At 72.9% G+C, this 23,707-nt stretch carries 22 protein-coding genes; 6 read left to right on the forward strand and 16 right to left on the reverse strand.

Going from position 1 to position 23,707, the window contains the following annotated elements; all coding sequences use genetic code 11:
* Positions 1-30 precede the first annotated feature (30 nt).
* The 7 genes from pheT to infC all read right to left on the reverse strand — a co-directional run bounded on the left by pheT (position 31) and on the right by infC (position 7,547).
* A complete protein-coding gene (gene pheT / locus ACZ418_RS23545; protein ID WP_468366050.1) occupies positions 31-2,553 on the reverse strand; it encodes a phenylalanine--tRNA ligase subunit beta in 2,523 nt (840 codons plus the stop codon).
* The gene (pheS, locus tag ACZ418_RS23550; protein ID WP_468366053.1) at positions 2,553-3,674 is read right to left on the reverse strand and encodes a phenylalanine--tRNA ligase subunit alpha; all 1,122 of its coding nucleotides are present in this window, start codon (positions 3,672-3,674) and stop codon (positions 2,553-2,555) included. Before pheS ends, pheT begins: the two co-directional genes overlap by 1 nt.
* Before the next feature lie 169 nt (positions 3,675-3,843).
* Complete coding sequence (locus ACZ418_RS23555) at positions 3,844-4,980, reverse strand: sensor histidine kinase (RefSeq protein ID WP_468366056.1); 1,137 nt, start codon at positions 4,978-4,980, stop codon at positions 3,844-3,846.
* A 50-nt stretch (positions 4,981-5,030) separates the two neighbouring features.
* Positions 5,031-5,891: a TrmH family RNA methyltransferase gene (locus tag ACZ418_RS23560; protein ID WP_468366059.1), complete on the reverse strand. Its 861-nt coding sequence runs from the start codon at positions 5,889-5,891 to the stop codon at positions 5,031-5,033.
* A gap of 201 nt (positions 5,892-6,092) precedes the next feature.
* The gene (rplT, locus tag ACZ418_RS23565) at positions 6,093-6,476 is read right to left on the reverse strand and encodes a 50S ribosomal protein L20 (RefSeq protein WP_006141703.1); all 384 of its coding nucleotides are present in this window, start codon (positions 6,474-6,476) and stop codon (positions 6,093-6,095) included.
* A gap of 98 nt (positions 6,477-6,574) precedes the next feature.
* A complete protein-coding gene (gene rpmI / locus ACZ418_RS23570) occupies positions 6,575-6,769 on the reverse strand; it encodes a 50S ribosomal protein L35 (protein ID WP_003977225.1) in 195 nt (64 codons plus the stop codon).
* Between the two features lie 115 nt (positions 6,770-6,884).
* Positions 6,885-7,547, reverse strand: a complete 663-nt coding sequence (infC, locus tag ACZ418_RS23575) for a translation initiation factor IF-3 (RefSeq protein WP_078630469.1) — start codon at positions 7,545-7,547, stop codon at positions 6,885-6,887.
* Between the two features lie 375 nt (positions 7,548-7,922).
* Between infC and ACZ418_RS23580 the strand changes: the two genes are divergently transcribed.
* Positions 7,923-8,279 carry a DUF1844 domain-containing protein gene (locus ACZ418_RS23580; RefSeq protein WP_361250467.1) on the forward strand — a complete coding sequence of 119 codons (357 nt, stop codon included), beginning with the start codon at positions 7,923-7,925 and terminating at the stop codon, positions 8,277-8,279.
* 18 nt (positions 8,280-8,297) lie between these two features.
* Here ACZ418_RS23580 and ACZ418_RS23585 read toward each other — a convergent pair whose 3' ends face one another.
* On the reverse strand, positions 8,298-9,029 hold the full coding sequence (locus ACZ418_RS23585; RefSeq protein ID WP_468366063.1) for an SseB family protein: 732 nt from the start codon (positions 9,027-9,029) through the stop codon (positions 8,298-8,300).
* Between the two features lie 150 nt (positions 9,030-9,179).
* Here ACZ418_RS23585 and ACZ418_RS23590 point away from each other — a divergent pair, with 150 nt between their 5' ends.
* On the forward strand, positions 9,180-10,136 hold the full coding sequence (locus tag ACZ418_RS23590; protein ID WP_468366066.1) for a serine hydrolase: 957 nt from the start codon (positions 9,180-9,182) through the stop codon (positions 10,134-10,136).
* A 35-nt stretch (positions 10,137-10,171) separates the two neighbouring features.
* Here the strand turns inward: ACZ418_RS23590 and mycP are convergent, their stop codons facing one another.
* On the reverse strand, positions 10,172-11,368 hold the full coding sequence (mycP, locus tag ACZ418_RS23595; protein WP_468366068.1) for a type VII secretion-associated serine protease mycosin: 1,197 nt from the start codon (positions 11,366-11,368) through the stop codon (positions 10,172-10,174).
* A complete protein-coding gene (locus tag ACZ418_RS23600) occupies positions 11,365-12,501 on the reverse strand; it encodes a hypothetical protein (protein ID WP_468366070.1) in 1,137 nt (378 codons plus the stop codon). The genes mycP and ACZ418_RS23600 overlap by 4 nt, the downstream gene beginning before the upstream one ends.
* A 1,327-nt stretch (positions 12,502-13,828) precedes the next feature.
* Between ACZ418_RS23600 and ACZ418_RS23605 the strand changes: the two genes are divergently transcribed.
* Positions 13,829-15,031 (forward strand): amino acid deaminase/aldolase, encoded by a 1,203-nt coding sequence (locus ACZ418_RS23605; protein WP_468366073.1) that lies wholly within the window; start codon positions 13,829-13,831, stop codon positions 15,029-15,031.
* A 9-nt stretch (positions 15,032-15,040) separates the two neighbouring features.
* Here ACZ418_RS23605 and ACZ418_RS23610 read toward each other — a convergent pair whose 3' ends face one another.
* The 3 genes from ACZ418_RS23610 to ACZ418_RS23620 are packed head-to-tail and all read right to left on the reverse strand — an operon-like array spanning position 15,041 to position 18,563.
* On the reverse strand, positions 15,041-15,823 hold the full coding sequence (locus tag ACZ418_RS23610; RefSeq protein WP_468366074.1) for a 3-oxoacyl-ACP reductase: 783 nt from the start codon (positions 15,821-15,823) through the stop codon (positions 15,041-15,043).
* The gene (locus tag ACZ418_RS23615; protein WP_468366077.1) at positions 15,820-17,193 is read right to left on the reverse strand and encodes an aldehyde dehydrogenase family protein; all 1,374 of its coding nucleotides are present in this window, start codon (positions 17,191-17,193) and stop codon (positions 15,820-15,822) included. Before ACZ418_RS23615 ends, ACZ418_RS23610 begins: the two co-directional genes overlap by 4 nt.
* Before the next feature lie 11 nt (positions 17,194-17,204).
* On the reverse strand, positions 17,205-18,563 hold the full coding sequence (locus ACZ418_RS23620; protein WP_468366080.1) for a glutamine synthetase family protein: 1,359 nt from the start codon (positions 18,561-18,563) through the stop codon (positions 17,205-17,207).
* Between the two features lie 96 nt (positions 18,564-18,659).
* Between ACZ418_RS23620 and ACZ418_RS23625 the strand changes: the two genes are divergently transcribed.
* Complete coding sequence (locus ACZ418_RS23625) at positions 18,660-19,397, forward strand: FadR/GntR family transcriptional regulator (protein WP_468366082.1); 738 nt, start codon at positions 18,660-18,662, stop codon at positions 19,395-19,397.
* Positions 19,398-19,448: 51 nt separating this feature from the next.
* Entirely contained in the window at positions 19,449-20,135 is a 687-nt protein-coding gene (locus tag ACZ418_RS23630; protein WP_468366085.1) for a gamma-glutamyl-gamma-aminobutyrate hydrolase family protein, read from the forward strand.
* 66 nt (positions 20,136-20,201) lie between these two features.
* Here the strand turns inward: ACZ418_RS23630 and ACZ418_RS23635 are convergent, their stop codons facing one another.
* Positions 20,202-21,125 carry a LysR family transcriptional regulator gene (locus ACZ418_RS23635; RefSeq protein ID WP_468366087.1) on the reverse strand — a complete coding sequence of 308 codons (924 nt, stop codon included), beginning with the start codon at positions 21,123-21,125 and terminating at the stop codon, positions 20,202-20,204.
* 70 nt (positions 21,126-21,195) lie between these two features.
* On the opposite strand from ACZ418_RS23635, the gene ACZ418_RS23640 reads away from it, so the two are divergent.
* Positions 21,196-22,359 (forward strand): TDT family transporter, encoded by a 1,164-nt coding sequence (locus ACZ418_RS23640; protein WP_468366090.1) that lies wholly within the window; start codon positions 21,196-21,198, stop codon positions 22,357-22,359.
* Here the strand turns inward: ACZ418_RS23640 and ACZ418_RS23645 are convergent.
* A complete protein-coding gene (locus ACZ418_RS23645; RefSeq protein WP_468366092.1) occupies positions 22,271-22,990 on the reverse strand; it encodes a helical backbone metal receptor in 720 nt (239 codons plus the stop codon). The two genes, ACZ418_RS23640 and ACZ418_RS23645, sit on opposite strands and share 89 nt — an antisense overlap.
* Positions 22,990-23,559, reverse strand: coding sequence for a helix-turn-helix domain-containing protein (locus ACZ418_RS23650; protein ID WP_468366094.1), 570 nt, complete (start codon positions 23,557-23,559; stop codon positions 22,990-22,992). The genes ACZ418_RS23645 and ACZ418_RS23650 overlap by 1 nt, the downstream gene beginning before the upstream one ends.
* Positions 23,560-23,707 lie beyond the last annotated feature (148 nt).

Here is a 23,707-nt window from a genome sequence, read left to right on the forward strand (position 1 = left end):
CCGGCCGACAACAGCAATGCTCCCCGGCGACTAGCCCCTGAGGACGGCCCCCGTGCGCTCGCCCGCCAGGGCAACCGCCGCATCCCGAGCCGCCGACGCCTCGTCCACGGTCAGCGTCCGGTCACCGGCCCGGAACCGCAGCGCGTACGCCAGCGACTTCTTGCCCTCGCCCAGCTGCTCGGCGTTCTCGTACACGTCGAACAGCCGGATGGACTCGAGGAGTTCACCCGCACCCTCACGCAGCGCCGTCTCGACCTCCCTTGAGGGGATGGGCTTGTCGACCACGAGGGCGACATCCTGCGTGGCGACCGGGAACGTGGAGATGCTCGGCGCCTGCGGGGCGCCGTCGCCCACCGCCTCCAGGGCGTCCAGGTTCAGCTCCATCGCACAGGTGCGCTCGGGCAGCCCCAGGGCCTTCAGCACGCGCGGGTGCAGCTCGCCCGCGTGGCCGACGACCTGCTCCGCACCGTCGGCGACGACCGCCAGCTCGGCGCAGCGGCCGGGGTGCCAGGGGCCGTACTGGCCCTTGCGGACGATCAGCTCGGCGCCGGCTTCCCGCGCCACGGCGCGTCCGGCCTCCACCGCGTCCGCCCAGTCCGCCGGACGGCCCTTGCCCCACCAGCCGGCCTGCTCGCGGGCACCGCTCATCACCACGGCCACGTGCCGTGGCTGCTCGGGCAGCGCAGCGTTCAGCGCGGCGATCTCCTCGTCGGTGGGACGCCGGTCGACGGGCAGATGCGTGGCGACCCGCTGTTCCTCACGGGGGTGGAAGACCAGCCCGGTCTCGAACAGTGCCAGGTCGTGCGAGCCCCGGCCGTCGTTGCGCCGCAGGGCACCGAGCAGGCCCGGCAGCAGCGTCGTACGCAGCGCGGGCTCCTCGTCGCTGAGCGGGTTGACCAGCTTGACGACACGGCGGGCCGGGTCGTCGGCCGCCAGGCCGAGCTGGTCGAAGACCTGCTCGCCGACGAAGGGGTAGTTCGGCGCCTCGACGTAGCCCGCGCCGGCCAGCGCGCGGCCGACCCGGCGGTGCAGCCGCTGGCGGTGGGTCAGGCCACGGCCGGAGGGGAGCTTGGGCAGCGTGGAGGGCAGGTTCTCGTAGCCCTCCAGGCGGATGACCTCTTCGGCGAGGTCGTTCGGGTCGACCAGGTCGGGCCGCCAGGACGGGACGGTGACGGTCAGCTCGTCCTGCCCGTAGACGTCGCAGCCGACCTGCTGGAGACGGCGGACGACCGTCTCACGGCCGTAGACGACGCCCGCGACCTTGTCCGGGTGGTCGGCCGGGATGGTGATGGTGTGCGGCGCGGAGGGCGCGACGACCTCGGTGACGCCGGCCTCGGCCGTACCGCCCGCGAGCAGCACCAGCAGGTCCACGGTGCGCTGCGCGGCGGCCGCGGCGGCCTGCGGGTCGACCCCGCGCTCGAAGCGGCGGGAGGCCTCGGACAGCAGCTTCTGACGGCGGGACGTCCGGGCGATCGCGACGGCGTCGAAGTGGGCCGCCTCGATGACCACGTCGGTGGTGCCGTTCACCCCGTCTTCGGTGACCTCGTGGTCGGCGATCTCCGTGTTGGCGCCGCCCATGACGCCCGCGAGGCCGATGGGGCCGCGGTCGTCGGTGATGACCAGGTCCTCGGCGTGCAGCTTGCGCTCGACGCCGTCGAGGGTGACGAGCTTCTCGCCCTCCTCGGCGCGGCGCACGCCGATGGTGCCCTGGACCAGCTTGCGGTCGTAGGCGTGCAGCGGCTGGCCCAGTTCCATCATCACGTAGTTCGTGACGTCGACGGCGAGCGAGATCGGGCGCATGCCGACCTTCTGCAGCCGGCGCTGCAGCCAGATCGGGGAGCGGGCCTCGGGGCGCAGGCCGGTGACGGTGCGGGCGGTGAAGCGGTCGCAGCCGAAGGGGTCGGAGATCTGGACCGGGTAGCCGTAGGCGTTCGGGGCCGGTACGTCGATCAGGGCCGGGTCGCGCAGCGGCAGGCCGTAGGCGATGGCGGCCTCGCGGGCGACGCCGCGGATGGACAGGCAGTCGCCGCGGTTGGCGGTGACGGCGATGTCCAGGACCTCGTCGACCAGCTCCAGCAGCTCGACGGCGTCCTTGCCGACCTCGGTCTCCGGCGGCAGCACGATGATGCCGTGGGTGCCGTCGTCGCCCATGTTCAGCTCGTCGCTGGAGCAGATCATGCCGCGGGAGACCCGGCCGTAGGTCTTGCGCTCGGCGATCCGGAAGTCGCCGGGCAGCACGGCGCCGGGCAGGGCCACGACGACCTTGTCGCCGACCGCGAAGTTGCGGGCGCCGCAGATGATCTCCTGCGGTTCGCCGGTGCCGTTGGCCTGGGCGACGTCGACGGTGCAGAAGCGGATCGGCTTCTTGAACTCCGTCAGCTCCTCGATCGTCAGGACCTGGCCGACGACGAGCGGGCCGGTGAGGTCGGCGCCGAGCTGTTCGACGGTCTCGACCTCCAGGCCGGCCGAAATGAGCTTGGCCTGGACGTCACGGCCGGTCTCGGTGGCCGGCAGGTCGACGTACTCCCGCAGCCAAGAAAGCGGGACCCGCATCAGATCTCCATCCCGAACGGCCGGGTGAACCGGATGTCACCCTCGACCATGTCTCGCATGTCTTCGACGTTGTGGCGGAACATCAGCATCCGCTCGATGCCGAACCCGAAGGCGAAGCCGCTGTACTTCTCCGGGTCGACGCCGCAGGCGGTGAGCACCCGCGGGTTGACCATGCCGCAGCCGCCGAGCTCGATCCAGCCCTCGCTGGAGCAGGTGCGGCAGGGCCGGTCGGGGTTGCCGACGGACTCGCCCTTGCAGACGTAGCAGAGCATGTCCATCTCGGCGCTCGGCTCGGTGAAGGGGAAGAAGTTCGGCCGCAGCCGGGTCTTCATGCCCTCGCCGAACAGCGACTGGACCATGTGGTCCAGGGTGCCCTTGAGGTCGGCCATGGTCAGGCCCTCGTCGACGGCGAGCAGCTCGACCTGGCGGAAGACCGGGGTGTGGGTGGCGTCCAGCTCGTCGGTGCGGTAGACCACGCCGGGGCAGATCACGTACACCGGCAGCTCGCGGTCGAGCAGCGAGCGGATCTGCACGGGCGAGGTGTGGGTGCGCAGCACCACACCGGACTCGGTGCCGCCGTCCGGGCCCTGCACGAAGAAGGTGTCGGCCTCGCCGCGGGCCGGGTGGTCCGGGCCGATGTTCAGGGCGTCGAAGTTGAACCACTCCGCCTCGACCTGCGGGCCCTCGGCGACCTCGTAGCCCATGGCCACGAAGATGTCCTCGATGCGCTCGGAGAGCGTGGTGAGCGGGTGGCGGGCGCCGGCCGGGACGCGGTCGTACGGCAGCGTGACGTCGACGTCCTCCTCGACCAGCACGCGGGCGTCCCGCTCGGCCTCCAGCTCGGTCTGGCGGGCGGCGAGGGCCTTGTTCACGGCGCCGCGGGCCATGCCGACGCGCTTGCCGGCCTCGGCCTTGGCGTGCGGGGGCAGGGCGCCGATCTCGCGGTTGGCGAGGGCCAGCGGGGAGGCGGGGCCGGTGTGGGCGACCTTGGCCTCGTGGAGCGCGTCGAGGGAGTCCGCGGCGGCGAAGGCGGCGAGCGCCCCGTCCCGCATGCGCTCGATCTCTTCCGGTTTCAACGCCTCGACCTCTACAGGGTCGTACGACTTATTCGGTGCCGACATCTCTTCCCGTGCTTCCGATTGTCCCCCAGCTGACGCTGGGAGGTGCCCCCAGGCGGATGGTCCCCCGTCACCGACTCGTGAGGGCCGCGTGAAGGACACAAAGGTGCCAAAGGCCGAGTCTAACGGGGTGGAGGTAGGCGAATGCGCCCGCGGGCTGCTCCGGGTCTCGTCAGGCGAGATACGCCGGTGCCCCCACGGGCAACGTAAATCGGAACTCGGCGCCGCCGCCGGGGGCGCGGCCGACCGTGATGGTGCCGCCGTGGGCCTCGACGATGCCCTTGACGATGTACAGCCCGAGCCCGGTGCCGCCGCGCTTGCTGCCCCGCCAGAAGCGGGTGAAGACGCGGTTCATGGACTCCTCCGGGATGCCGGGACCCTCGTCGCTCACCGTGACCGACGTGCCGGTTTCCTCGCCCTCGCGCGGGGATGCGCAGGGCGTCACGTCCATGGTGACGGTTCCCTCGCCGTGTCGCACGGCATTTTCGATGAGGTTGCTGAGCACCTGGTCGATCTTGTCGGGGTCGGCCCACAGACCGGGCAGCGGCTGTTCGATGCGGAGCAGGAAGCGGTCGGCGGGCTGGCCGGCGGCGACGTAGGCCTGGATGTGCCGGGAGACGGCGGCCCCGATGTCGACGGGCTGCCGGCGCACCTCCAGCCGCCCGGAGTCGATCCGGGATATGTCGAGCAGCTCGGCGATGAGCCGGGTGACCCGGTCGGCGTCGGCATCGACGGTCTCCAGCATCAGCCGCTTCTGGTCGTCGGTGAAGCGTTCCCACTTGGCGAGGAGGGTCGCGGTGAAGCCCTTCACGGAGGTGAGGGGCGAGCGCAGTTCATGGGCGACCGTCGCTATCAGCTCGGCGTGGCTGCGCTCGGTACGGCGGCGCGCCTCGGTGTCCCGCAGGGAGACGACGACCCGCTGGACGGGCCCCAGGGGCCGCTCCCGCACATACCGGGCGGAGACCAGCACCTCCCGGCTGCCGGGCAGCAGCAGATTGCGCTCCGGCTGCCGCGCCCGGATCGCGAGCCCTCCGTAGGGATCGGTGAGCTGCCACCAGCGGCGGCCCTCCAGATCCTCAAGCGGCAGCGCCTTCTCCAGCGGCTGGCCGAGGGCCTCGGCGGCGCGTACGGCGGTGATCCGCGCGGCGGCGGCGTTGAAGCAGACGACCCGGCCGTGCTCGTCGGCGACGACGAGGCCGTCGGGCAGCTGGTCGGGGTCCAGGGCGAAGCCGTGGTCACCATGCCGGGGCACGGGTGTACGCCGCGCGTCCCGCCCCTCCGGCGCGGTGCTCGTGCCGGCCACACTCATCCCCGTACCCCACCTCTCAGACGGCGCAGGGCCCCGAGTTGGTCACCCTACTAGCTCTGGGTGACGGAGCGGCACCCTCCGGAGGCGCGCTGTGCACGGGCCGATGCGTAGAGACATACGGCGGCGGCCGTGGCGAGGTTCAGGCTCTCGGCCTTTCCGTGGATCGGCACGCGCACCACGGCGTTCGCGAGCGCGCGGGTCTCCTCCGGCAGCCCCCAGGCCTCGTTGCCGAACACCCAGGCGGTGGGCCCGCCCATGGTCCCCTTGTCCAGCTCCTCGTCGAGGTCACGGTCCCCGGCCCCGTCGGCGGCGAGAATGCGCACCCCGGCGTCCTTCAGCCCCGCGACCGCCCGCTCGACCGGCACCCCGACGGCGACCGGCAGATGGAAGTGCGACCCCACGGAGGCGCGTACGGCCTTGGGGTTGTACAGGTCGACGGAGGCGTCGGTGAGCACCACCGCCTCGGCGCCGGCCGCGTCGGCGCACCGCAGCACGGTCCCGGCGTTCCCGGGGTCCCGCACATGCGCGAGCACGGCGACCAGCTTCGGCCGGGCGGCGAGGATCTCCTCGAACGGCGTGTCCAGGAACCGGCACACGCCGACGAGCCCCTGCGGGGTCACGGTCGTGGAGATGTCGGCGATGACCTCTTCGGAGGCCAGGTGCACCCGGGCACCGACACTGCGTGCGGCCCCGATGATGTCGGCGTACCGCTCCGCGGCCTCGACGGTGGCGAACAGTTCGACGAGCGTGGGCGCACCGCCGACCCGATGCCCAGCCGCCTCCCTGACAGCCTGCGGCCCCTCCGCGAGAAACAGCCGGTCCTTACCCCGAAAGTTCCGCTTGGCCAGCCGCCGGGCAGCGGCGACACGAGCGGAGCGGGGGGAGATCAGCTCGGGGCTGACGGGGGGCATCCTCTTCTTCACCTTCAGGAGATTTCAACGTGCGGCGCTTTTTCAACTGCGGCGTTGCAGCCAACCCAGGGGCGCGGGGAACTGCGCGAGAAAGCCCCACCGGCCCGCAGTCAAAAGACCACCTGGGACCCCAAACAACAGGACCCGCAAGCCATAAAAGCCTGCGGGTCCAGTGAGCGTCGGCTCAAAGCCAGCGCAGCGTCACGCAGCCTTGGGCGCGTTGACGTCCGAAGGCAGCGCCTTCTGCGCGACCTCGACGAGCGCGGCGAACGCGTTCGCGTCGTTGACGGCCAGCTCGGCCAGGATCTTGCGGTCGACCTCGACGTTCGCGGCCTTCAGACCCTGGATGAAGCGGTTGTAGGTGATGCCGTTGGCGCGGGCAGCGGCGTTGATGCGCTGGATCCACAGCTGACGGAAGTCGCCCTTGCGCTTCTTGCGGTCGTTGTAGTTGTAGACCAGCGAGTGGGTGACCTGCTCCTTGGCCTTGCGGTACAGGCGCGAACGCTGACCGCGGTAGCCGGAGGCCTGCTCGAGGATCGCCCGGCGCTTCTTGTGGGCGTTGACTGCCCGCTTGACGCGTGCCACTTGTTAACTCCTTGTAGCGGGGTCGTGGTGGTCCTCACACGACCCGGAAACGATTCGGTCCCGGTCCAGACGCACGGCGCTCGGTCGGCGCCGCCGCGTCACTTGCCGAGAAGCTTCTTGATCTTCGCGGCGTCGCCCGGGGCCATCTCGGCGTTGCCGGTGAGGCGACGCGTGACGCGGGACGACTTGTGCTCGAGCAGGTGGCGCTTGCCGGCGCGCTCGCGGAGCACCTTGCCGGAGCCGGTGATCTTGAAGCGCTTGCTGGCACCGCTGTGCGACTTGTTCTTCGGCATAGCGCCGTTATCTCCTCGTCGGTGGCGCTCCGGTGCCCGGTCGCGAAACCGGGCACGGTGGAGCGTCGCTCTCTTCTGTCGGTTACATCCTCGGGGACCTTGAGTCCCCCGGGGATCACGCCTCGGCGGGCTCCTCGGCGGACGCCTCAGCCTCGGCAGGGTTCTGCGAACGACCGGGGTTGGCCTTCGCCTCCGCCTTGCGGGCTTCCTGCGCCTGTCGGGCCTCGGCCATGGCCTCGGTCTTCTTCTTGTGCGGACCGAGAACCATGATCATGTTTCGGCCGTCCTGCTTCGGGTTCGACTCGACGAAACCGAGGTCCTGGACGTCCTCCGCGAGGCGCTGCAGCAGTCGGTAGCCCAGCTCGGGACGGGACTGCTCGCGACCACGGAACATGATCGTGATCTTGACCTTGTCGCCCTGCTTGAGGAACCGTACGACGTGACCCTTCTTGGTGTCATAGTCGTGCGGGTCGATCTTCGGCCGGAGCTTCATCTCCTTGATGACCGTGTGCGCCTGGTTCTTGCGCGCCTCACGGGCCTTCATGGCCGACTCGTACTTGAACTTCCCGTAGTCCATGAGCTTGCACACGGGCGGACGGGCGTTCGCCGCGACCTCGACCAGGTCCAGGTCGTACTCCTGCGCAAGCTCCAGTGCCTTAGCGAGCGGGACAATGCCCACCTGCTCGCCACTGGGACCGACAAGTCGCACCTCGGGAACGCGAATCCGGTCGTTGATGCGGGGCTCGGCGCTGATGGATCCTCCTCGGTAGCACCACACGGCGGTCTGGCGGACGGCCGCGTATGTCTGTTCGTTAGACCTAACCGCGCCGAAGCACAAAAAATGCCCCGGACGATCACAGGCGGGGCTCCAATGACTACCGGAGCACCGCCGCGGTGACCGCGGGGCGCACTTTCGGGCGACTCCATCGTCCGTACGGAACGATGGTGGCCGCCTGACCGGGTGACCCGCCGTCCCGGGGGACGGTCAGGTGGGAGATCGGAGCCTCCACTTGTGGGCTGGGCATGCAGTGCTGTCCAGCCGGTCGTTACACAAGGTTAGCAGCACCGACGGGGAAGGGCTAATCGAAGCACACCCACGGGCTCTGCCAGGGCTCTCCCAGGGCTCTCCGGCGCACCGCTTATCGTGTGGGGCATGAGTGAGACCCCTCCTGAGAACCCCGACTTCGACGCGATGACCCGCGATATCGCCGAGGTCCCCGCCGTCGAGGTGATCGTGACGGTCGCCGTCAACCTGATGAGCGCCGCCGCCGTGAAGCTCGGGCTGAGCGAGGAGGGCGAGAAGCACAAGGACCTGGACGAGGCCCGCAAGCTGATCACCGCGCTCGCCGGCCTGCTGGACGCGAGCACGACCGAGATCAGCTCCTTCCACGCGGCGCCGCTGCGCGACGGTCTGAAGTCGCTGCAGCTGGCGTTCCGCGAGGCGTCGATCGTCCCGGACGAGCCGGGCCAGGGGCCGGGCGAGAAGTACACCGGCCCGGTCTACGGCTGACCCAGGGCGGTAAATTCCCTACCCGCGTACGTACAGGGGCTCGCCCGGAGGCGTGGTCCCGGCCGGCAGCAGTGCCAGGTCGAGGCCGCGCACCAGGCGGGCCCTCAGTGTTTCGTCGGCGGCGAGCCGCTCGGCGACCGCGCGGGCGGCCTCGGCGGGCTGGACGGCCGGGTCGAGGACCAGGGCGAGGGTGCCGTCGGCCCGTCCGGGCCCGAGGTGGGCGCGCAGCACGGCGGGCTCGGCCGCCACGGCCGTACGGACGGCCTCGACGACGGCCGGGTCGGCGAGCGGGTCGGTGCTGGTGCGGCCCTCGGCGAGGGCGAGCAGCGCCGGGCCGGTCAGCTCGAAGGGCACCGGTCCGGCGAGGTCCAGCACGACCGTGTCGGCCTTCTCGTGGGCGGCGGCCTGCAGCGCCTGGTGCAGGGGTACGGCGACCGGGCGGGCCGCGGGGTCCCAGCGGGCGAGGGAGTCGGTGGAGGTGAAGGCGGGCAGCGCGGTGCGGTCGCCGGCCTTCAGGGTGGGTACGGCCATGTCGCTGGTCTTCTCGCGGCGCAGCCCGTTCTCGTCCTCCTCGACCTCGCCGAGCACGGCGACGACCGGGACCAGCAGGCGGGCGCCCTTGAGCGCCTCCAGGACGGGCCCGAGGGCGCTGCGGTCCTCGGCCCACGCGGCGAGCGCGGCGCTCAGCCGGGGGTCGGCGGAGCCGTCGTCGTCGGAGAAGCCGGGGTCGGGAATGTTCTTGTTCGCCACGGTCACCGACCCTATAGGGGGGAAGCTGCAGCCCTTGTGCGGGGCCGGAAACAGTGCCGTCATCGCTTTCACAGGAATCTCAGCATTCGCTGACCCGGATCTCACATCCGCCTAACGGGGCGCACACTCCACGCCCCGAACATCGCGGCCATGGAGTCCTCCAGAGCCCGCCGTGGCCGTCGTGCGCGCCCGTCCCGGCGCCGTCCGCTGCTTTCCGTCGCGCTGGCCGTGGTCGCCGTGGGCGGCGTCACGGCCGGGGGCACCGTGTATGTGAAGGCGCGGGCGCACCCGGGGACGGCGGCCGTATCGTCGGCGGCGACGCCCTCGGCCTCCTCCTCGGCCGGGGCGGGCGAGGAGGCCTCGGTGGAGCCCGTGACGGAGCCGGCGGTGGACCGGAAAGCGCTGCTGGGCAAGGCGCTGACGGCGGTGAGCGTGCCGTCGGGCGCGCAGGTGTCGGCGGCGGTGCTGGCGGTGGACTCCGGGGAGAGCGCCGCGTACGGCGACGCGGCCTTCGACACGGCGAGCATCGTGAAGGTCGACATCCTGGCCACGCTGCTGCTCCAGGCGCAGGACGCGGGCCGACGGCTGACGGCGACCGAGCAGGCGTACGCCACGAAGATGATCGAGAACAGCGACAACGCCTCCGCCACGGCGCTGTGGCACACGATCGGGCGGGCGGACGGCCTGGACGCGGCGAACAGGCGCTTCGGACTGACCGCGACCTCCGGCGGCGAGGGTGAGCTGTGGGGGCTGACGCAGACCACGACGGCGGATCAACTCGTCCTGCTCCAGCAGGTGTTCGGCGAGGACTCCAGGCTGAGCGCGGCCTCCCGGACCTATCTGCAGGGGCTGATGAAGTCGGTCGAGGCGGACCAGCAGTGGGGGGTGTCGGCCGCCGCGGAGGGCAACTCCTGGGCGCTGAAGAACGGTTGGCTGGCGCGCAGCACGACGGGGCTGTGGGACGTGAACAGCATCGGACGGATCACGGTGGACGGCACCGACTATCTGGTGGCGGTGCTGTCGAAGGGCACGGAGACTCGGGCGAAGGGCATCGCGCTGGTGGAGGCGGCGGCGAAGGCGGCGGTGTCGGCGTTCGCCGGTGAGTGATCCGGCTCCCGGCGCCAGGTGATCCGGGGTGCGCCTCAGACCCGCTGCCTGCGGCCCCGCCACAGCACCACGCCCGACACCAGCAGGACCCCGCCGGTGCCGCCGGCCAGGGGGCCCGCCCAGTCGGCGGTCGAGGACGTGGCCCTGGGGGCGTCCGGGCCGGTGCCGAAGTACTTCTTCCCGTACGACGCCGCGCGCAGGCTCTGCGGCCTGAGCCGCTCGGCCGCCCGCAGTGCCGCCGCCGGGTCGATCATGCCGAAGCCCCGGGAGTCGTCCCGGCCGCCGACCGGCGCGTCCCGGGCGGTGTCCTCCAGGAGCTGCTTGATCTGGGCCGGGGTCAGTTCGGGGTGGGCGGCCTTGACCAGGGCCGCGGCGCCGGAGACGAAGGCGGAGGCGGCCGAGGTGCCCCAGCCCTCGTAGTACTTGTGGTCGGGGTCGGCGATGACCACGTCGACGCCGGGTGCGCTGACCGCCGCGTACCAGCGGCGGGTCGAGAAGGAGGCGCGGGTGCCGTAGCGGTCCACGGCGGTCGCGGCTATGACGCCGGGGTAGGCGGCCGGGTAGGAGACATGGTCGCCCTTGTCCCCGCCGTTGCCCGCGGAGGCGACGACCACCACGCCCTTCTTCAGGGCGTACTGCACGGCCTCGTCCTCGCTGGGCTCGGGGTGCGCGGAGTTCGAGTCGTCGCCGAGGGAGAGGTTGATGACGTCGGCGCCGTGGTCGGCGGCCCAGCGGATGCCGTCGGCGAGGGCGTTGCCGCGGCTGGTACGGGCCTTGGCCCGGGCGGGGTCGCCGTCCTCCAGTATCACCCGCACGGGCAGGATCTTCGCCTCCGGAGCGACGCCCATGACACCCGCGCTGCCGCCCGGGCCGTGGCCGTGCCCGGCGATGATGCCGGCCATGGCGGTGCCGTGCCGGGCCCAGTCGCGGTCGCCCTGCTCGGCGCCGAAGCCGATCATGTCCTTGGCGGGCAGGACGTTGCCGGCGAGGTCGGGGTGGTCGGCCTCGACGCCCGTGTCCAGGACGGCGACGGTGACGCCCCGGCCCTTGGTGGTCCGCCAGGCCTCGTCCAGGTGCAGCGCGGACAGGCCCCACTGCTGGGCGCGGATGCCGTCGGCGTGGGCGGTGGTGGCCGGCGTCAGGACGAGGGCACCGGCGAGCAGCAGGCTCAGCGCCGCGCCGGCGGGTTCCACGCGGTGACGGGCGCGTGCCGATTGCCTCGATCGCCTCATGAAGGTTTCTCCGTGGCCGTGCCGATGCTCTGGCGCAGGCGGCGTTCGATGCGGTCGGCCAGGCCCTGGGCCTCGTTGCCGAGTCCGGCCTGGGCCGGTGCGGTGGCGGCACCGGCGCTGACGGCGTCGGCGGCGGGCTGGGGCACGTCGACGCTGCGGCCGTCGGCCCAGCCGGAGACGGCGTAGGCGACGACGGGGGCGTCGGTGAGCACGGAGATCGTCCAGGAGGCCCGCTGCTTGTCGCCGAAGCCGGCCGCTGCGGTGCCCTTGGCGGCGTACGGCCGGGGCATCAGGTCGGCACGCCGGTCCAGGCGCTCGGCGCGGAACTGGTGGGCCAGCGCGGCCATGGCGGCCGGGTCGGCCTTGGTGAAGAGCAGGCCGACGGTGGTGACGTAGCTCTGGGTGGCGTCGGTGTAGGTGGCGCGCAGCAGCCGCTGGCAGCCGACGGGGGCGAGCACCTTCTGCAGCAGCGGGTCGAAGGCGTGCGCGCAGCCGGTGTCCGGGGCCACGGCGATCCTGGTCCAGGTGCGGTCGGCGCCGCCGGGTCCGGCGCCGGTGCCCTGCAGGGTGGGTGGGAACAGCTGGTCGACGGGCGTGTTGTGCCAGAGCGCCCCGGCGGTGGCGAAGTGGTCGCCGGAGGCGTCGTCCCCGCCGTCGTCGGTGAGCCAACTCCCGGTCACGGCACCGCCGATGAGACCGAGACCGAGCACGAGACAGGCGGCAGCGGCGGCGGTACGGGGGCCGATGCGGTGCCATGTCCGCGCACCGAACGACTCGGTGTCCCCGGCCGCCATGACGGGCCGCGCGGCCGGAGCGCTCCAGGACAGCGCCGGGTCCGGCACGAAGCCGCCCACGGCCGGCGGCGGACCGACGGGATGCGCGGGCGCCATGGGACTCCATGCGCCCGTCTCCGGGTGCCCGGCGGACGCCGAGGAGGCGGACGCGGCGGCGGTACGACGCTCTCCGCCCGACCCGCCGGAGGACCGGCCGGGCGCGGCAGCGGCGCGGGGGGCGTCGGTGACCGGGCGCAGCCGGGCCGTCGTCTCCGACGGGGTGACCGGTCGGGGCGGGGCCGTCGTCCCCGAGACGGTGACCGGGCGGAGCCGGGCCGTCGTCTCCGAGGGGGTCTCCACCGGGGCTCCCGGCCGCCGGGACTCAGGTACGGGGCGGTGCGCATCGCGCCCTGTGCTCGGCGGCGCGTCGGGGAACCGGGCGGAGGCCGGCGGCGGAGGCGGACTCACGGGTGCACCGACCTCGGGCACGACGGGGCGCGCCCCCACGGCCCGACGCCCTTGCCCGGCACGGGGACCAGAGCCCTCGCGGAACGGCCGGCCGTCCGGCGCCGCGACCTCACCGGACGACGAGCCGTCGACGCCGGACCGCGAGTCACTGGCAGCGGCCTGCCCGGCAGGCGCAGCACCGTTGCCCGCGGACGACCCGCCAAAGGAAGAGCCACCGCCGCCGGACCGCCCAACAGAACGCGAGTCACTGACGGCAGGCCCCCCGGCAACCGCAGCACCATTGCCCGCGGACGACCCGCCAAAGGAAAAGCCACCACCGCCGGACCGCCCGACAGAGGACGAACCATTGACACCGGACCGCCCAGCAGAACGCGAGTCACTCGCGGCAGGCCCCCCGGCAACCGCAGCACCATTGCCCGCGGGCGACCCGTCAAAGGAAAAGCCACCGCCGCCGGACCGCCCGGCAGAGGGCGAACCATTGACGCCGGACCGCCCAGCAGAACGCGAGTCACTGACGGCAGGCCCCCCGGCAGGCGCGGCGCCGTTGGCCGCGGACGGCCCGGCGGAGCGGGGGCCGCTCTCCGCAGAGCGCACGGCGGAAGGCGAGCCCTTGCCCGCAGTCCCTCCGGCCGACGCCGAGCCACCCGCGTCGCTGCCCATGAGCCCCGCGGCCGACGCCCGGGCGTCGCCTGCGGCGGGCCCCGCCGAAGACCGGCCATCGCCCATGAAGCCCCTGTCCGGAACCCGGCGTTCGCCTCCGGCTGACCCCACCGAAGACCGGCCCTCGGCCGGGGCGGCCCCCGAAGAGGCGCCCTCCGCGTCTGCCGCGCGCCCGGTGGCCGGGCGAGTGGCTCGCGGGGTGAAGACCGACGGCTCGTCGTCGGGGTCGTCGGGCGGGACCGAGGGGCGCGGCGGGATGGGAGCGTGGCGCGCTTCCGTGCTCATGCACCCCCCGTTTCCTCGTGCCCGGGCCGTCCTCACGTACGCGGGCCGCTGCGCTGCTCGGCCGCGCCCGACGCGGAAGCTCCGTCCCGGGCACGCATACCCGTACGTCCGGACCGGCATCCCGGTTCAGGTGAAGCGGCCGGGCGCGTTCCGCCGTACGTGCGCGTCACTCTACGGGTTGTCCGGGCCGGAATCAGAACCAGTCCGGGGCGCCGGGGCATCTGCCCGGAACGTCCCCCTACCCTGCGGTAATCCTGTCTGGCAGGCTTCCGTCATGACTGCGCGCGCCGCCGACCGGGCCCGTTACGACCGGGCCACCGCCCATCTCGACGCCCCCCTCGCGATCGTGGACCTGGACGCCTTCGACGCCAACGCGGCCGATCTCGTCCGCCGGGCCGCCGGCAAGCCGGTCCGGGTCGCCAGCAAGTCCGTGCGCTGCCGGGCCCTGCTGGAGCGCGTCCTGGCGATGGACGGCTTCCAGGGGATCATGTCGTTCACGCTGGCCGAGTCGCTGTGGCTCGCGCGCTCCGGTTTCGACGACGTGCTGCTGGCCTATCCGTCCGCCGACCGGAGCGGTTTCGCCGAGCTGGCCGCCGATCCCAAGCTCGCCGGCGCGGTCACCGTCATGGTGGACGATCCCGCGCATCTGGACCTCATCGACGCCGCCCGCGACGGCGGTCGCGAAGTGGTGCGTGTCTGCCTGGAGTTGGACACCTCGCTGAAGCTGCTCGGCGGCCGGGTCCGGGTCGGGGCGCGGCGTTCTCCGCTGCACTCCCCCGCCCAACTCGCCGATCTGGCTCGGTCGGTGGCCCGGCGTCCGGGCTTCCGGCTGGTCGGGATCATGGCGTACGAGGGGCACATCGCGGGGGTCGGGGACGCGGTGGCCGGGCGGCCGCTGAGGTCCCGGGCGATCCGGCTGATGCAGGCGGCGGCGCGCCGGGAGCTGGCCGAGCGGCGGGCCGCGGTCGTGCGCGCGGTACGGACCGTCGTGCCGGAGCTGGAGTTCGTCAACGGCGGCGGCACGGGCAGTGTGCAGCACACCGCCGCCGAGGACGCGGTGACCGAGATAGCGGCCGGTTCGGGCCTGTACGTGCCCCGGCTCTTCGACAACTACACGTCGTTCACCGCCCGTCCGGCGGCCCTGTTCGCCCAGCCCGTCGTACGGCGGCCGGGGGTCGGGGTCGTCACCGTGCTCGGCGGCGGCTACCCGGCCTCCGGCGCCGCCGGCCCGGACCGGCTGCCGGTGCCGTACCTGCCCGAGGGACTGAAGTACGACCCCCAGGAAGGCCCCGGCGAGGTGCAGACCCCGCTGCTCGGCTCGCCCGCCGACGATCTGCTCATCGGCGACAAGGTGTGGTTCCGGCACGCCAAGGCGGGCGAGCTGTGCGAGCGGTTCGAGGCGCTGCATCTGATCGAAGGGGACACGGTCTCCGCGACCGTGCCCACCTACCGGGGCGAGGGGCAGACCTTCCTCTGACCGGCCTGCCTACAGGGGCGTGACGTACGCGCCCGCGATTCCGCCGTCCACCAGGAAGTCGGTGGCGTTGACGAAGGAGGAGTCGTCGCTGGCCAGGAAGGCGACGGCGGCGGCGATCTCCTCGGCCTCGGCGAACCGGCCGACGGGGATGTGCACCAGGCGGCGCGCGGCCCGCTCGGGGTCCTTGGCGAACAGCTCCTGCAGGAGCGGGGTGTTGACCGGTCCCGGGCAGAGGGCGTTGACGCGGATGCCCTCCCGGGCGAACTGCACGCCCAGCTCCCGGGACATGGCCAGCACGCCGCCCTTGGAGGCGGTGTACGAGATCTGACTCGTCGCCGCGCCCATCCGCGCCACGAAGGACGCGGTGTTGATGATGGAACCCCTGCCCTGGCGCCGCATGTAGGGGATGGCGGCCTTGCAGCACAGGTACACGGAGGTGAGGTTGACCTCCTGGACGCGCTTCCAGGCCTCCAGGCCGGTCTCCAGGATGGAGTCGTCGTCGGGCGGGGAGATGCCGGCGTTGTTGAAGGCGACGTCGACGCTGCCGTAGGTGTCGTACGCCGTCCTGAACAGCGCCTCGACCTGCTCGGGGTCGGTGACGTCGGTCTTCACGAAGAGCCCGCCGACCTCGTCGGCGACGGCCTTGCCGCGGACCTCGTCCACGTCCGCGCAGACCACGTGGGCGCCCTCGGCGGCGAGCCGGCGGGCGGTGGCGAGGCCGATGCCGCTGCCGGCTCCGGTCACGACGGCGGTACGGCCGACCAGGCGGCGGCAAACACTGTTGTCGGTCACTGTGCGGGGCCCTCCGTGCTGATGAAGACGTTCTTGGTTTCGGTGAAGGCGGTCAGGGCGTCCGGGCCCAGCTCGCGGCCGAGGCCGGACTGCTTGAAGCCGCCGAACGGGGTCCAGTAACGGACGCTGGAGTGGGAGTTGACCGACAGGTTGCCCGCGCGGACGGCCTGGGAGACGCGCAGGGCGCGGCCGAGGTCCCGGGTCCACAGGGAGCCGGAGAGGCCGTAGGGGGTGTCGTTGGCGAGGCGGACGGCGTCCTCCTCGTCGGTGAAGGGGAGGAGGACGGCGACGGGGCCGAAGATCTCCTCGCGGGCCGCCTGGCCGTCCGGCCGCTCCCCCGTCAGGACCGTCGGCGGGAACCAGAAGCCGGGGCCGTCGGGGGCGCTGCCGCGCAGGGCGGGGGCGTCCTCGGGAACGTACGACCGTACGCGGTCGAGTTGCCGGCGGGAGATCAGCGGGCCCATCTGGGTCTTCTCGTCGGCGGGGTCGCCCACGACGACGGAGGCGAGGGCGTCGGCGAGGAACTCCCGGGCCTCGTCGAGGACCGTCTCCTGGACCAGGATGCGGGTGCGGGCGCAGCAGTCCTGGCCGGAGTTGTCCAGGAAGGAGAACGGGTCGAGGGCCGCGGTCAGGTCGGCGTCGGCGAAGACGATGTTGGGGCTCTTGCCGCCGAGTTCGAGGGTGACCGGCTTGACCAGCCTCGCGCAGCGCTCCATGACCTCGCGGCCGGTGCGGGTGGAGCCGGTGAACACGATCTTGGCGACGTCCGGGTGGTCGACCAGGGCGCGTCCGGCGGTGTGGCCGTAACCGGGCAGCACCTGGAACACGTGCTCGGGCAGGCCCGCCTCCAGGGCGAGTTCGGCGAGGCGGAGCGCGGTGAGCGGCGTGGTCTCGGCGGGCTTGAGGACGACGGCGTTGCCGGCCGCGAGCGCCGGGAAGGAGCCCCAGGCGGCGATCGGCATCGGGAAGTTCCAGGGGGCGATCACGCCCACCACACCCAGGGGTTCCTGGAAGGTGACGTTCCAGCCGCCGGGCACCGGGATCTGCTTGCCGAGGAGGCGTTCGGCGCCGCCGGCCGCGTACAGCAGCAGATCGCGGGCGTTGCCGGCCTCCCAGCGGGCGTTGCCGAGGGTGTGGCCGGCCTCGCGGACCTCCAGCCGGGCGAGTTCCTCGGTGTGGGCGTCGACCACGTCCGCGAAACGGCGCAGCAGCCGGGCCCGGTCGGCGGGGGCGAGGGCGGCCCATCCGGTCCGGGCGCGCGCCGCCCGTACGACGGCGGCGTCCACGTCCTCCTCGCTCGCGGCGGGGACGGTGGCGACGACCTCTTCCGTGGCGGGGTTGAGGACGACGAGCTGGTGCGGGTCAGTCACGGGATGACCTTTCACAGGCGTTCGAAGGAGCGGCGCAGCTCCCAGTCGGTGACGGCGGCGTCGAAGGCCTCCAGTTCGACGCGCGCCATGTTGCGGTAGTGCGCCACGACCTCGTCGCCGAAGGCGGCCTTCGCCACGGGGCTGTTCTCCCACAGCTCGGCGGCCTCGCGGAGAGTCGTCGGCACGTGCTCGAAGTCGGCGGTGTAGGCGTTGCCCGGGCACGGCGCGGGCAGTTCCAGCTTCTGCTCGATGCCGTACAGGCCGGCCGCGACGAGACCGGCGACGGCGAGGTACGGGTTCACGTCCCCGCCGGGGAGGCGGTTCTCGAAGCGCAGGGAGCGGCCGTGACCGACCACCCGGAGGGCGCAGGTGCGGTTGTCGTGGCCCCAGGCGACGGCGGTGGGGGCGAAGGAGCCGGGCTGGAACCGCTTGTAGGAGTTGATGTTCGGGGCGTACAGGAGCGAGAAGTCGCGCAGGGCGGCGAGCTGTCCGGCGAGGAAGTGCCGCATGACGTCGGACATTCCGTCGCCGTCGGCCATGGCGTTGGTGCCGTCGGCGTCGGCGAGCGAGAGGTGGATGTGGCAGGAGTTGCCCTCGCGCTCGTTGTACTTGGCCATGAAGGTGATCGAGACGCCCTCCTGGGCGGCGATCTCCTTGGCGCCGGTCTTGTACAGCGCGTGCTGGTCGCAGGTGACGAGGGCCTCGTCGTAGCGGAAGGCGATCTCGTGCTGGCCGGGGTTGCACTCGCCCTTGGCGGACTCGACGGTGAGACCGGCGCCGGCCATGTCGTTGCGCAGCCGGCGCAGCAGGGGCTCGATGCGGCCGGTGCCGAGGATGGAGTAGTCGATGTTGTACTGGTTGGCCGGGGTGAGGCCCCGGTAGCCCGCGTCCCAGGCCTGTTCGTAGGAGTCCTTGAAGACGATGAACTCCAGCTCGGTGCCGACCTGGGCGGTGTAGCCGAGCTCGGCGAGCCGCTCCAGCTGGCGGCGCAGGATCTGGCGGGGCGCGGCGACGACCGGGGAGCCGTCGTTCCAGGCGAGGTCGGCGACGAGCAGGGCGGTGCCGGGGTGCCAGGGGATGCGGCGCAGGGTGGCGAGGTCGGGGTGCATGGCGAAGTCGCCGTAGCCGCGGTCCCAGGAGGACATCGCGTAGCCGTCGACGGTGTTCATCTCGGTGTCGACGGCGAGGAGGTAGTTGCAGCCCTCGGTGCCGTGCCGCAGCACTTCGTCCAGGAAGAAGCGGGCTGCGAACCGCTTGCCCTGCAGCCGCCCTTGCATGTCGGGGAAGGCCAGGACGACAGTGTCGATCTCACCGCTCGCGACGAGGGCGTGCAGTTCCTCGACGCCGAGCGGGGGTGTGCGGTCTGCCATCGGGAGAGCCTCCTTCGGCGCCTTCGCGCTTTTTCGGCCGGGCCGGGAGCCATAAGGTATTGCTCAGAACCATTGCTTGGGAAGGGGGTACGGCGGATGTCGCAGGACATCGGTCCCTACGGGCCGGGTGACCGGCTCGCTCCGGTGCTGCGGCCGGTGCGGGCGGGCAACGGCTTCGAGGAGGCGCTGGAGCAGATCCTCCAGGTCGTGCGGCTCGGCCTGGTGCCGGGCGGGGAACGGCTGCCGGCCGAACGGGAGCTGGCGGAGCGGCTCGGGATCAGCCGGGTGACGCTGCGCGAGGTGCTGAAGGTGCTCCAGGACCAGGGGCTGGTGGAGGCGCGGCGCGGGCGCTATGGCGGAACGTTCGTCCTGCCGCGCACGGACGCCGGCGGTGAGGACGAGCTGCGGCGGCGGATCGCCGAGGTGGACATCGAGGACGTGCTGCGCTTCCGCGAGGTGCTGGAGGTGGGTGCGGCCGGGCTGTGCGCGGCGCACGGCCTGACGGAAGAGCAGGCGGACCGGCTGCGCGAGGCGCTGGCCCGCACGCACGACGCCCCGCTGGCGGACTACCGCCGCCTGGACACCCTGCTCCACCTGACCCTCGCCGAGCTGTGCGGATCCCCCTCCCTGACCGCGCAGTACGCGGCGGTCCGGGCCACGGTGAACGACCTGCTCGACTGCATCCCGCTGCTGGTGCGCAACCTGGAGCACTCGCAGCGCCAGCACACCGCGCTGGTCGAGGCGGTGCTGGACGGGGACGCGGACGGCGCGCGGGAGATGATGCGCGAGCACTGCGCGGGCACGGCGGCGCTGCTGCGGGGCTTCCTGGCCTGAGGCGGTTCTGGAAAGGTATGGATGTATACCTTTGACTTCCGGGAGGGCGGCATGACGGTACGACCGCTGATCGGCATCAGCACCTATCTGGAGTCCGGCGCGCGCTGGGGCGTGTGGGAGCTGGACGCTGCTCTGCTGCCGGCCGGCTATCCACGGCTGGTGCAGCGGGCCGGCGCTCTGGCCGCGATGCTGCCGCCGGACGCACCCGAGCGCGCGACGGAGGCGGTGGCCCGGCTGGACGCCCTGGTGATCGCGGGCGGCCCGGACGTGGACCCGGCCCGGTACGGCGCCGAGCGCGAACCCCGTACCGGCCCCCCCGCCCTGGCCCGCGACGCCTGGGAACTCGCCCTGATCGAGGCCGCGCTGGACGCCGGAAAGCCGGTGCTGGGCATCTGCCGGGGCATGCAGCTGCTGAACGTGGCGCTCGGCGGCACGCTGGTTCAGCATCTCGAGGGGCACGCGGAGGTGGTCGGCGTGTTCGGCGGCCATCCCGTGAAGCCGGTACCCGGGACCCTGTACGCCGGGATCGTGCCCGAGGAGACGATCGTGCCCACCTACCACCACCAGGCCGTGGACCGGCTCGGCGCGGGACTGGTGCCGTCGGCCTACGCCGCGGACGGCACGGTGGAGGCGGTCGAGCTGCCGGCGGACCGGGGCTGGGTCCTGGGCGTGCAGTGGCACCCCGAGATGGGCGAGGACCTGCGGGTGATGTCGGCGCTGGTGGCAGCCGCTTCCTGAGTCACTGTCCGGCGGTGCCGTGGTCGCTCAGGGCGAGCGGCCCCGGCTCCGGCCGAGCCGCGCCCCTCATCCCCGTGTCAGCGACAACAGCTCCCGTGCCGGGCCGGTGGGCCGGTGTCCCGTCGGCCAGACCGCTCGCAGCTCGCGGTGCAGGGACACGCCCTCCACCGGGATGCTGACCAGGCGGCGCATCGCCAGCTCCTCCCCCACGGCCAGCTCGCTGAGGACCGAGGGGCCCGCGCCGCTGACGGCCGATGCCTTGACCGCCGTGGTCGAGGACAGCTCGATCAGCGGGCGGGCGAGGCCGCCGAGCGCCTTGTCCAGGACCTGCCGGGTGCCGGAGCCGCGCTCGCGGAGGATCAGCGGGGTGCCCGCCAGCTCCTCCGCCGTCACCGGGCGCCGGCGGCGGGCCCAGGGATGGCCGGGCGCGGCGACGACGATCAGGCGGTCGCGGGCGATGACGGCGGAGTCCAGACCCGTGGGAACGGACAGGCCCTCCACGAAGCCGAGGTCCGCCTCCCCGGCCAGCAGGAGTTCCGCGACCTTCGCCGAGTTGCCCGCGAGCAGCGACACGGCCGTGTCGGGCCGCTCGGCGTGCAGCGCGAGAAGCCAGCCCGGCAGCAGGTACTCGGCGATGGTCATGCTCGCCGCCACCCTCAGGCGCGAGTCCCGCCGGTCCCGCAGCGCCCGCGCACCCGCGTCGAAGGCCGCCGCCGCCTCCACGACCCGGCGGGCCCAGTCCGTCACCAGGGCGCCCGCGTCCGTGAGCCGGGAGCCGCGGGGCGAACGGTCGACGAGGGCCACGCCCAGTTGCCGTTCCATGGAGCGGATCCGGCTGCTGGCGGCGGGCTGGGTGATGCCGACCTCGCGCGCCGCCGCACCGAGACTGCCCAGCCGCGCCACCGCCAGCAGCAGCTCCAGCGCGGCCAGGTCAGGCACCCGGTGTGCCAGTGATGCCGTGTGCTCCGGCCGCCCCTCCACGTCACTCATAAGACCAGCTTATGCCCTGATAGAGGGGAACTCCCTGGTCAGGCCCCGGCGGCAGCGGCACGGTGAAGCCATGGTCACCGCAGCCCAGCCCTTGTCCACCGCTTCCGTCCCACGCGCCGCCCGAGTCCGGCATCTGGGCCCCAACTGGTACGCCGCCGTCATGGGCACCGCCGTCCTCGGCTCGGCCGGAGTCGCGCTGCCCGCACACGCGGCAGGTCTGCGCGATGTCTTCGCCGGGGCCTGGGCGCTGTCCCTGATCATGCTGGTGGTCCTGCTCGCGGCCCGGGCCGTGCACTGGACCCGCCATCGCGACCAGGCCCGCGCCCATCTCCTGGACCCGGCCATGGCCCCCTTCTACGGCTGTCTGTCGATGGCTTTGCTGGCGGTCGGCGGCGGTGCCGTGACCGCGGGGCAGGAGCTGGTCGGCACCGGCACGGCCGTCGCCCTGGACGCCGTACTGTTCGGCGCGGGTACGGCCGTCGGGCTCGCGGCCGCCGTGGCCGTGCCCTACCTGATGGCCGTACGGCATCGCGTCGAGCCCGCGCAGGCCACCCCTGCCTGGCTGCTGCCGCTGGTCGCCCCCATGGTGTCGGCCGCGCTCGGCCCGCTGCTGGTGCCGCATCTGCCGGCGGGCCAGCCCCGGGAGACCCTGCTGCTGGCCTGCCTCGCCCTGTTCGGGCTGAGCCTGTTCGCGACGCTGCTGATGCTGTCGCTGGTCTTCGCCCGGCTGGTCTCGGGCCCGCTGCCGCTCGCGCTCACCCCGACCCTGTTCCTGGTCCTCGGCCCGCTCGGGCAGTCCACCACCGCGGTCGGCAAGATCGCGGACGCGGCGCCCGGGGTCGTACCGCCCCTGTACGACCGCGGCCTCGCCGTCTTCGCCGTCCTCTACGGGGTGCCGGTCATGGGGTTCGCGCTGCTGTGGCTGACGCTGGCGACCGCTCACGTGGTGCGGGCCCGCCGGCGGGGCATGCGGTTCGCGATGAGCTGGTGGGCGTTCACCTTCCCGGTGGGCACGTGTGTCACCGGTGCGACGGCGCTCGCCCGGCACACCGGTCTGGCGGCCTACGGCGCCCTGGCCGTCGCGCTGTACGCCCTGCTCGCCCTCGCCTGGCTGGCGGCCGCCGCCGGCACCGTACGCGGCCTGCTCAGCGGCGAGCTGCTCGCAGCGCCTCGGACAGCACCCGTGGCGCCTCAGCCAGAGACGGGCCGTACCAGGTCAGGTGCCGCCCGCTGACCAGCGCGCAGGGCAGGCCGGGGAAGGCCTCCGGGCCGTCCTCGGCGGTGAAGCGGTAGGGCTCGTCGGGCAGCACCACCAGCTCCGGGGCCGCAGCCCGCAGCCCGTCCAGTGGGACGCGGGGGTAACGGTCGGGGTGGCCGGCGTGCAGGTGGTCCACACCGAGCCGGGCCAGGACATCGCCGGCGAACGTGTCCCGGCCGAGGACCATCCAGGGCCGGCGCCAGATCGGTACGACGGCGGTCCTGCGCTCGACCGGCTCCGGCAACGCGTCCCAGGCCGCTGCCGCCCGCTCCAGCCAGCAGGGCCGCCCCGGGGCACCGCACGCGGTGAGCACCCGCTCCAGCTCGGCGAAGGCCTGGGGCACCCTCCGCACCTCGGTGACCAGCACGTGCAGCCCTGCGGCGCGCAGCGCGTCGAGGTCCGGGGCGCGGTTCTCCTCCTCGTTGGCGATCACGAGGTCGGGGGCGAGCGCGAGGATGCGGTCGAGCCTGGGGTTCTTGGTCCCGCCGATCCGGGTGACATCCAGGCCGGCCGGGTGGGTGCACCAGTCGGTGGCCCCGACCAGCACCCCGGGCAGCGTCACCGCCACCGCCTCGGTGAGGGACGGCACCAGGGAGACGACCCGCACTACCGGGACCGGTCCTGGACGGCCTCGATGTGCTCGGCGACCGCCACCACGATCACCCGGGTGTCCGGCACCGTCGCCCGCCAGCGATGCCGTACCCCACCGGTCAGATAGAGAGTGTCGCCTCGCCCGAGGCGATACGCGCGCCCCTCGGCCTCTATCTCCACCGCGCCGTCGGCGACGTACATCAGCTCGTCGTTGCGGTGCTGGAACTCGCGGCCGGCGTCGTGGTCGCCGGTGAACTCGGAGGCGTGCAGCTGATGGTGGCCGCGCACCAGGGAGCGGGTCCGGGGCTCGAAGCCGCCCTCGGCGACCGGGTCGGCGCGGACGACGTCCACGCTGGCGGCCGGGTCGGCGGCGGCGAGGAGTTCGACGGCCGTGGTGCGCAGGGCGTCGGCGAGCTTCTCCAGCGAGCTGCGGCTGGGGCGGGCCCGGTCGTTCTCGACCTGGCTGAGGAAGGGCACCGACAGACCGCTGCGCTCGGCCACGACGGCGAGGGTCAGTTCCAGGGCACGGCGGCGCCGCCGCACGGCCGCGCCCACCCGCACGGGCTGTTCTTTGTGGTCGCCCATCGCTCCGGCTCCCTCCCTCGCTCGTCGTGCCGCTGTCCGGGTGCCCGGGTCGGGACACACCTCTTCTGATGACTTCTCTGCACCCTACGCATGTTCGGCAAACCGTTTCACGCGGCTGTCACATACCCGACATGCTGCCAAGCCGCCA

The sequence above is a fragment of the Streptomyces sp. NPDC030820 genome (genome assembly GCF_055572075.1).

What these genes read in the sequence shown, in the direction of transcription:
- ACZ418_RS23635 (WP_468366087.1), bottom strand. Translation starts at nt 21,125, where the DNA reads ATGAGTGACGTGGAGGGGCGGCCGGAGCACACGGCATCACTGGCACAC.
- ACZ418_RS23640 (WP_468366090.1), top strand. Translation starts at nt 21,196, where the DNA reads ATGGTCACCGCAGCCCAGCCCTTGTCCACCGCTTCCGTCCCACGCGCC.
- pheS (WP_468366053.1), bottom strand. Translation starts at nt 3,674, where the DNA reads ATGTCGGCACCGAATAAGTCGTACGACCCTGTAGAGGTCGAGGCGTTG.
- ACZ418_RS23650 (WP_468366094.1), bottom strand. Translation starts at nt 23,559, where the DNA reads ATGGGCGACCACAAAGAACAGCCCGTGCGGGTGGGCGCGGCCGTGCGG.
- ACZ418_RS23605 (WP_468366073.1), top strand. Translation starts at nt 13,829, where the DNA reads ATGACTGCGCGCGCCGCCGACCGGGCCCGTTACGACCGGGCCACCGCC.
- ACZ418_RS23590 (WP_468366066.1), top strand. Translation starts at nt 9,180, where the DNA reads ATGGAGTCCTCCAGAGCCCGCCGTGGCCGTCGTGCGCGCCCGTCCCGG.
- mycP (WP_468366068.1), bottom strand. Translation starts at nt 11,368, where the DNA reads ATGAGGCGATCGAGGCAATCGGCACGCGCCCGTCACCGCGTGGAACCC.
- pheT (WP_468366050.1), bottom strand. Translation starts at nt 2,553, where the DNA reads ATGCGGGTCCCGCTTTCTTGGCTGCGGGAGTACGTCGACCTGCCGGCC.
- ACZ418_RS23560 (WP_468366059.1), bottom strand. Translation starts at nt 5,891, where the DNA reads ATGCCCCCCGTCAGCCCCGAGCTGATCTCCCCCCGCTCCGCTCGTGTC.
- ACZ418_RS23555 (WP_468366056.1), bottom strand. Translation starts at nt 4,980, where the DNA reads ATGAGTGTGGCCGGCACGAGCACCGCGCCGGAGGGGCGGGACGCGCGG.
- rpmI (WP_003977225.1), bottom strand. Translation starts at nt 6,769, where the DNA reads ATGCCGAAGAACAAGTCGCACAGCGGTGCCAGCAAGCGCTTCAAGATC.
- ACZ418_RS23630 (WP_468366085.1), top strand. Translation starts at nt 19,449, where the DNA reads ATGACGGTACGACCGCTGATCGGCATCAGCACCTATCTGGAGTCCGGC.
- ACZ418_RS23625 (WP_468366082.1), top strand. Translation starts at nt 18,660, where the DNA reads ATGTCGCAGGACATCGGTCCCTACGGGCCGGGTGACCGGCTCGCTCCG.
- ACZ418_RS23620 (WP_468366080.1), bottom strand. Translation starts at nt 18,563, where the DNA reads ATGGCAGACCGCACACCCCCGCTCGGCGTCGAGGAACTGCACGCCCTC.
- ACZ418_RS23580 (WP_361250467.1), top strand. Translation starts at nt 7,923, where the DNA reads ATGAGTGAGACCCCTCCTGAGAACCCCGACTTCGACGCGATGACCCGC.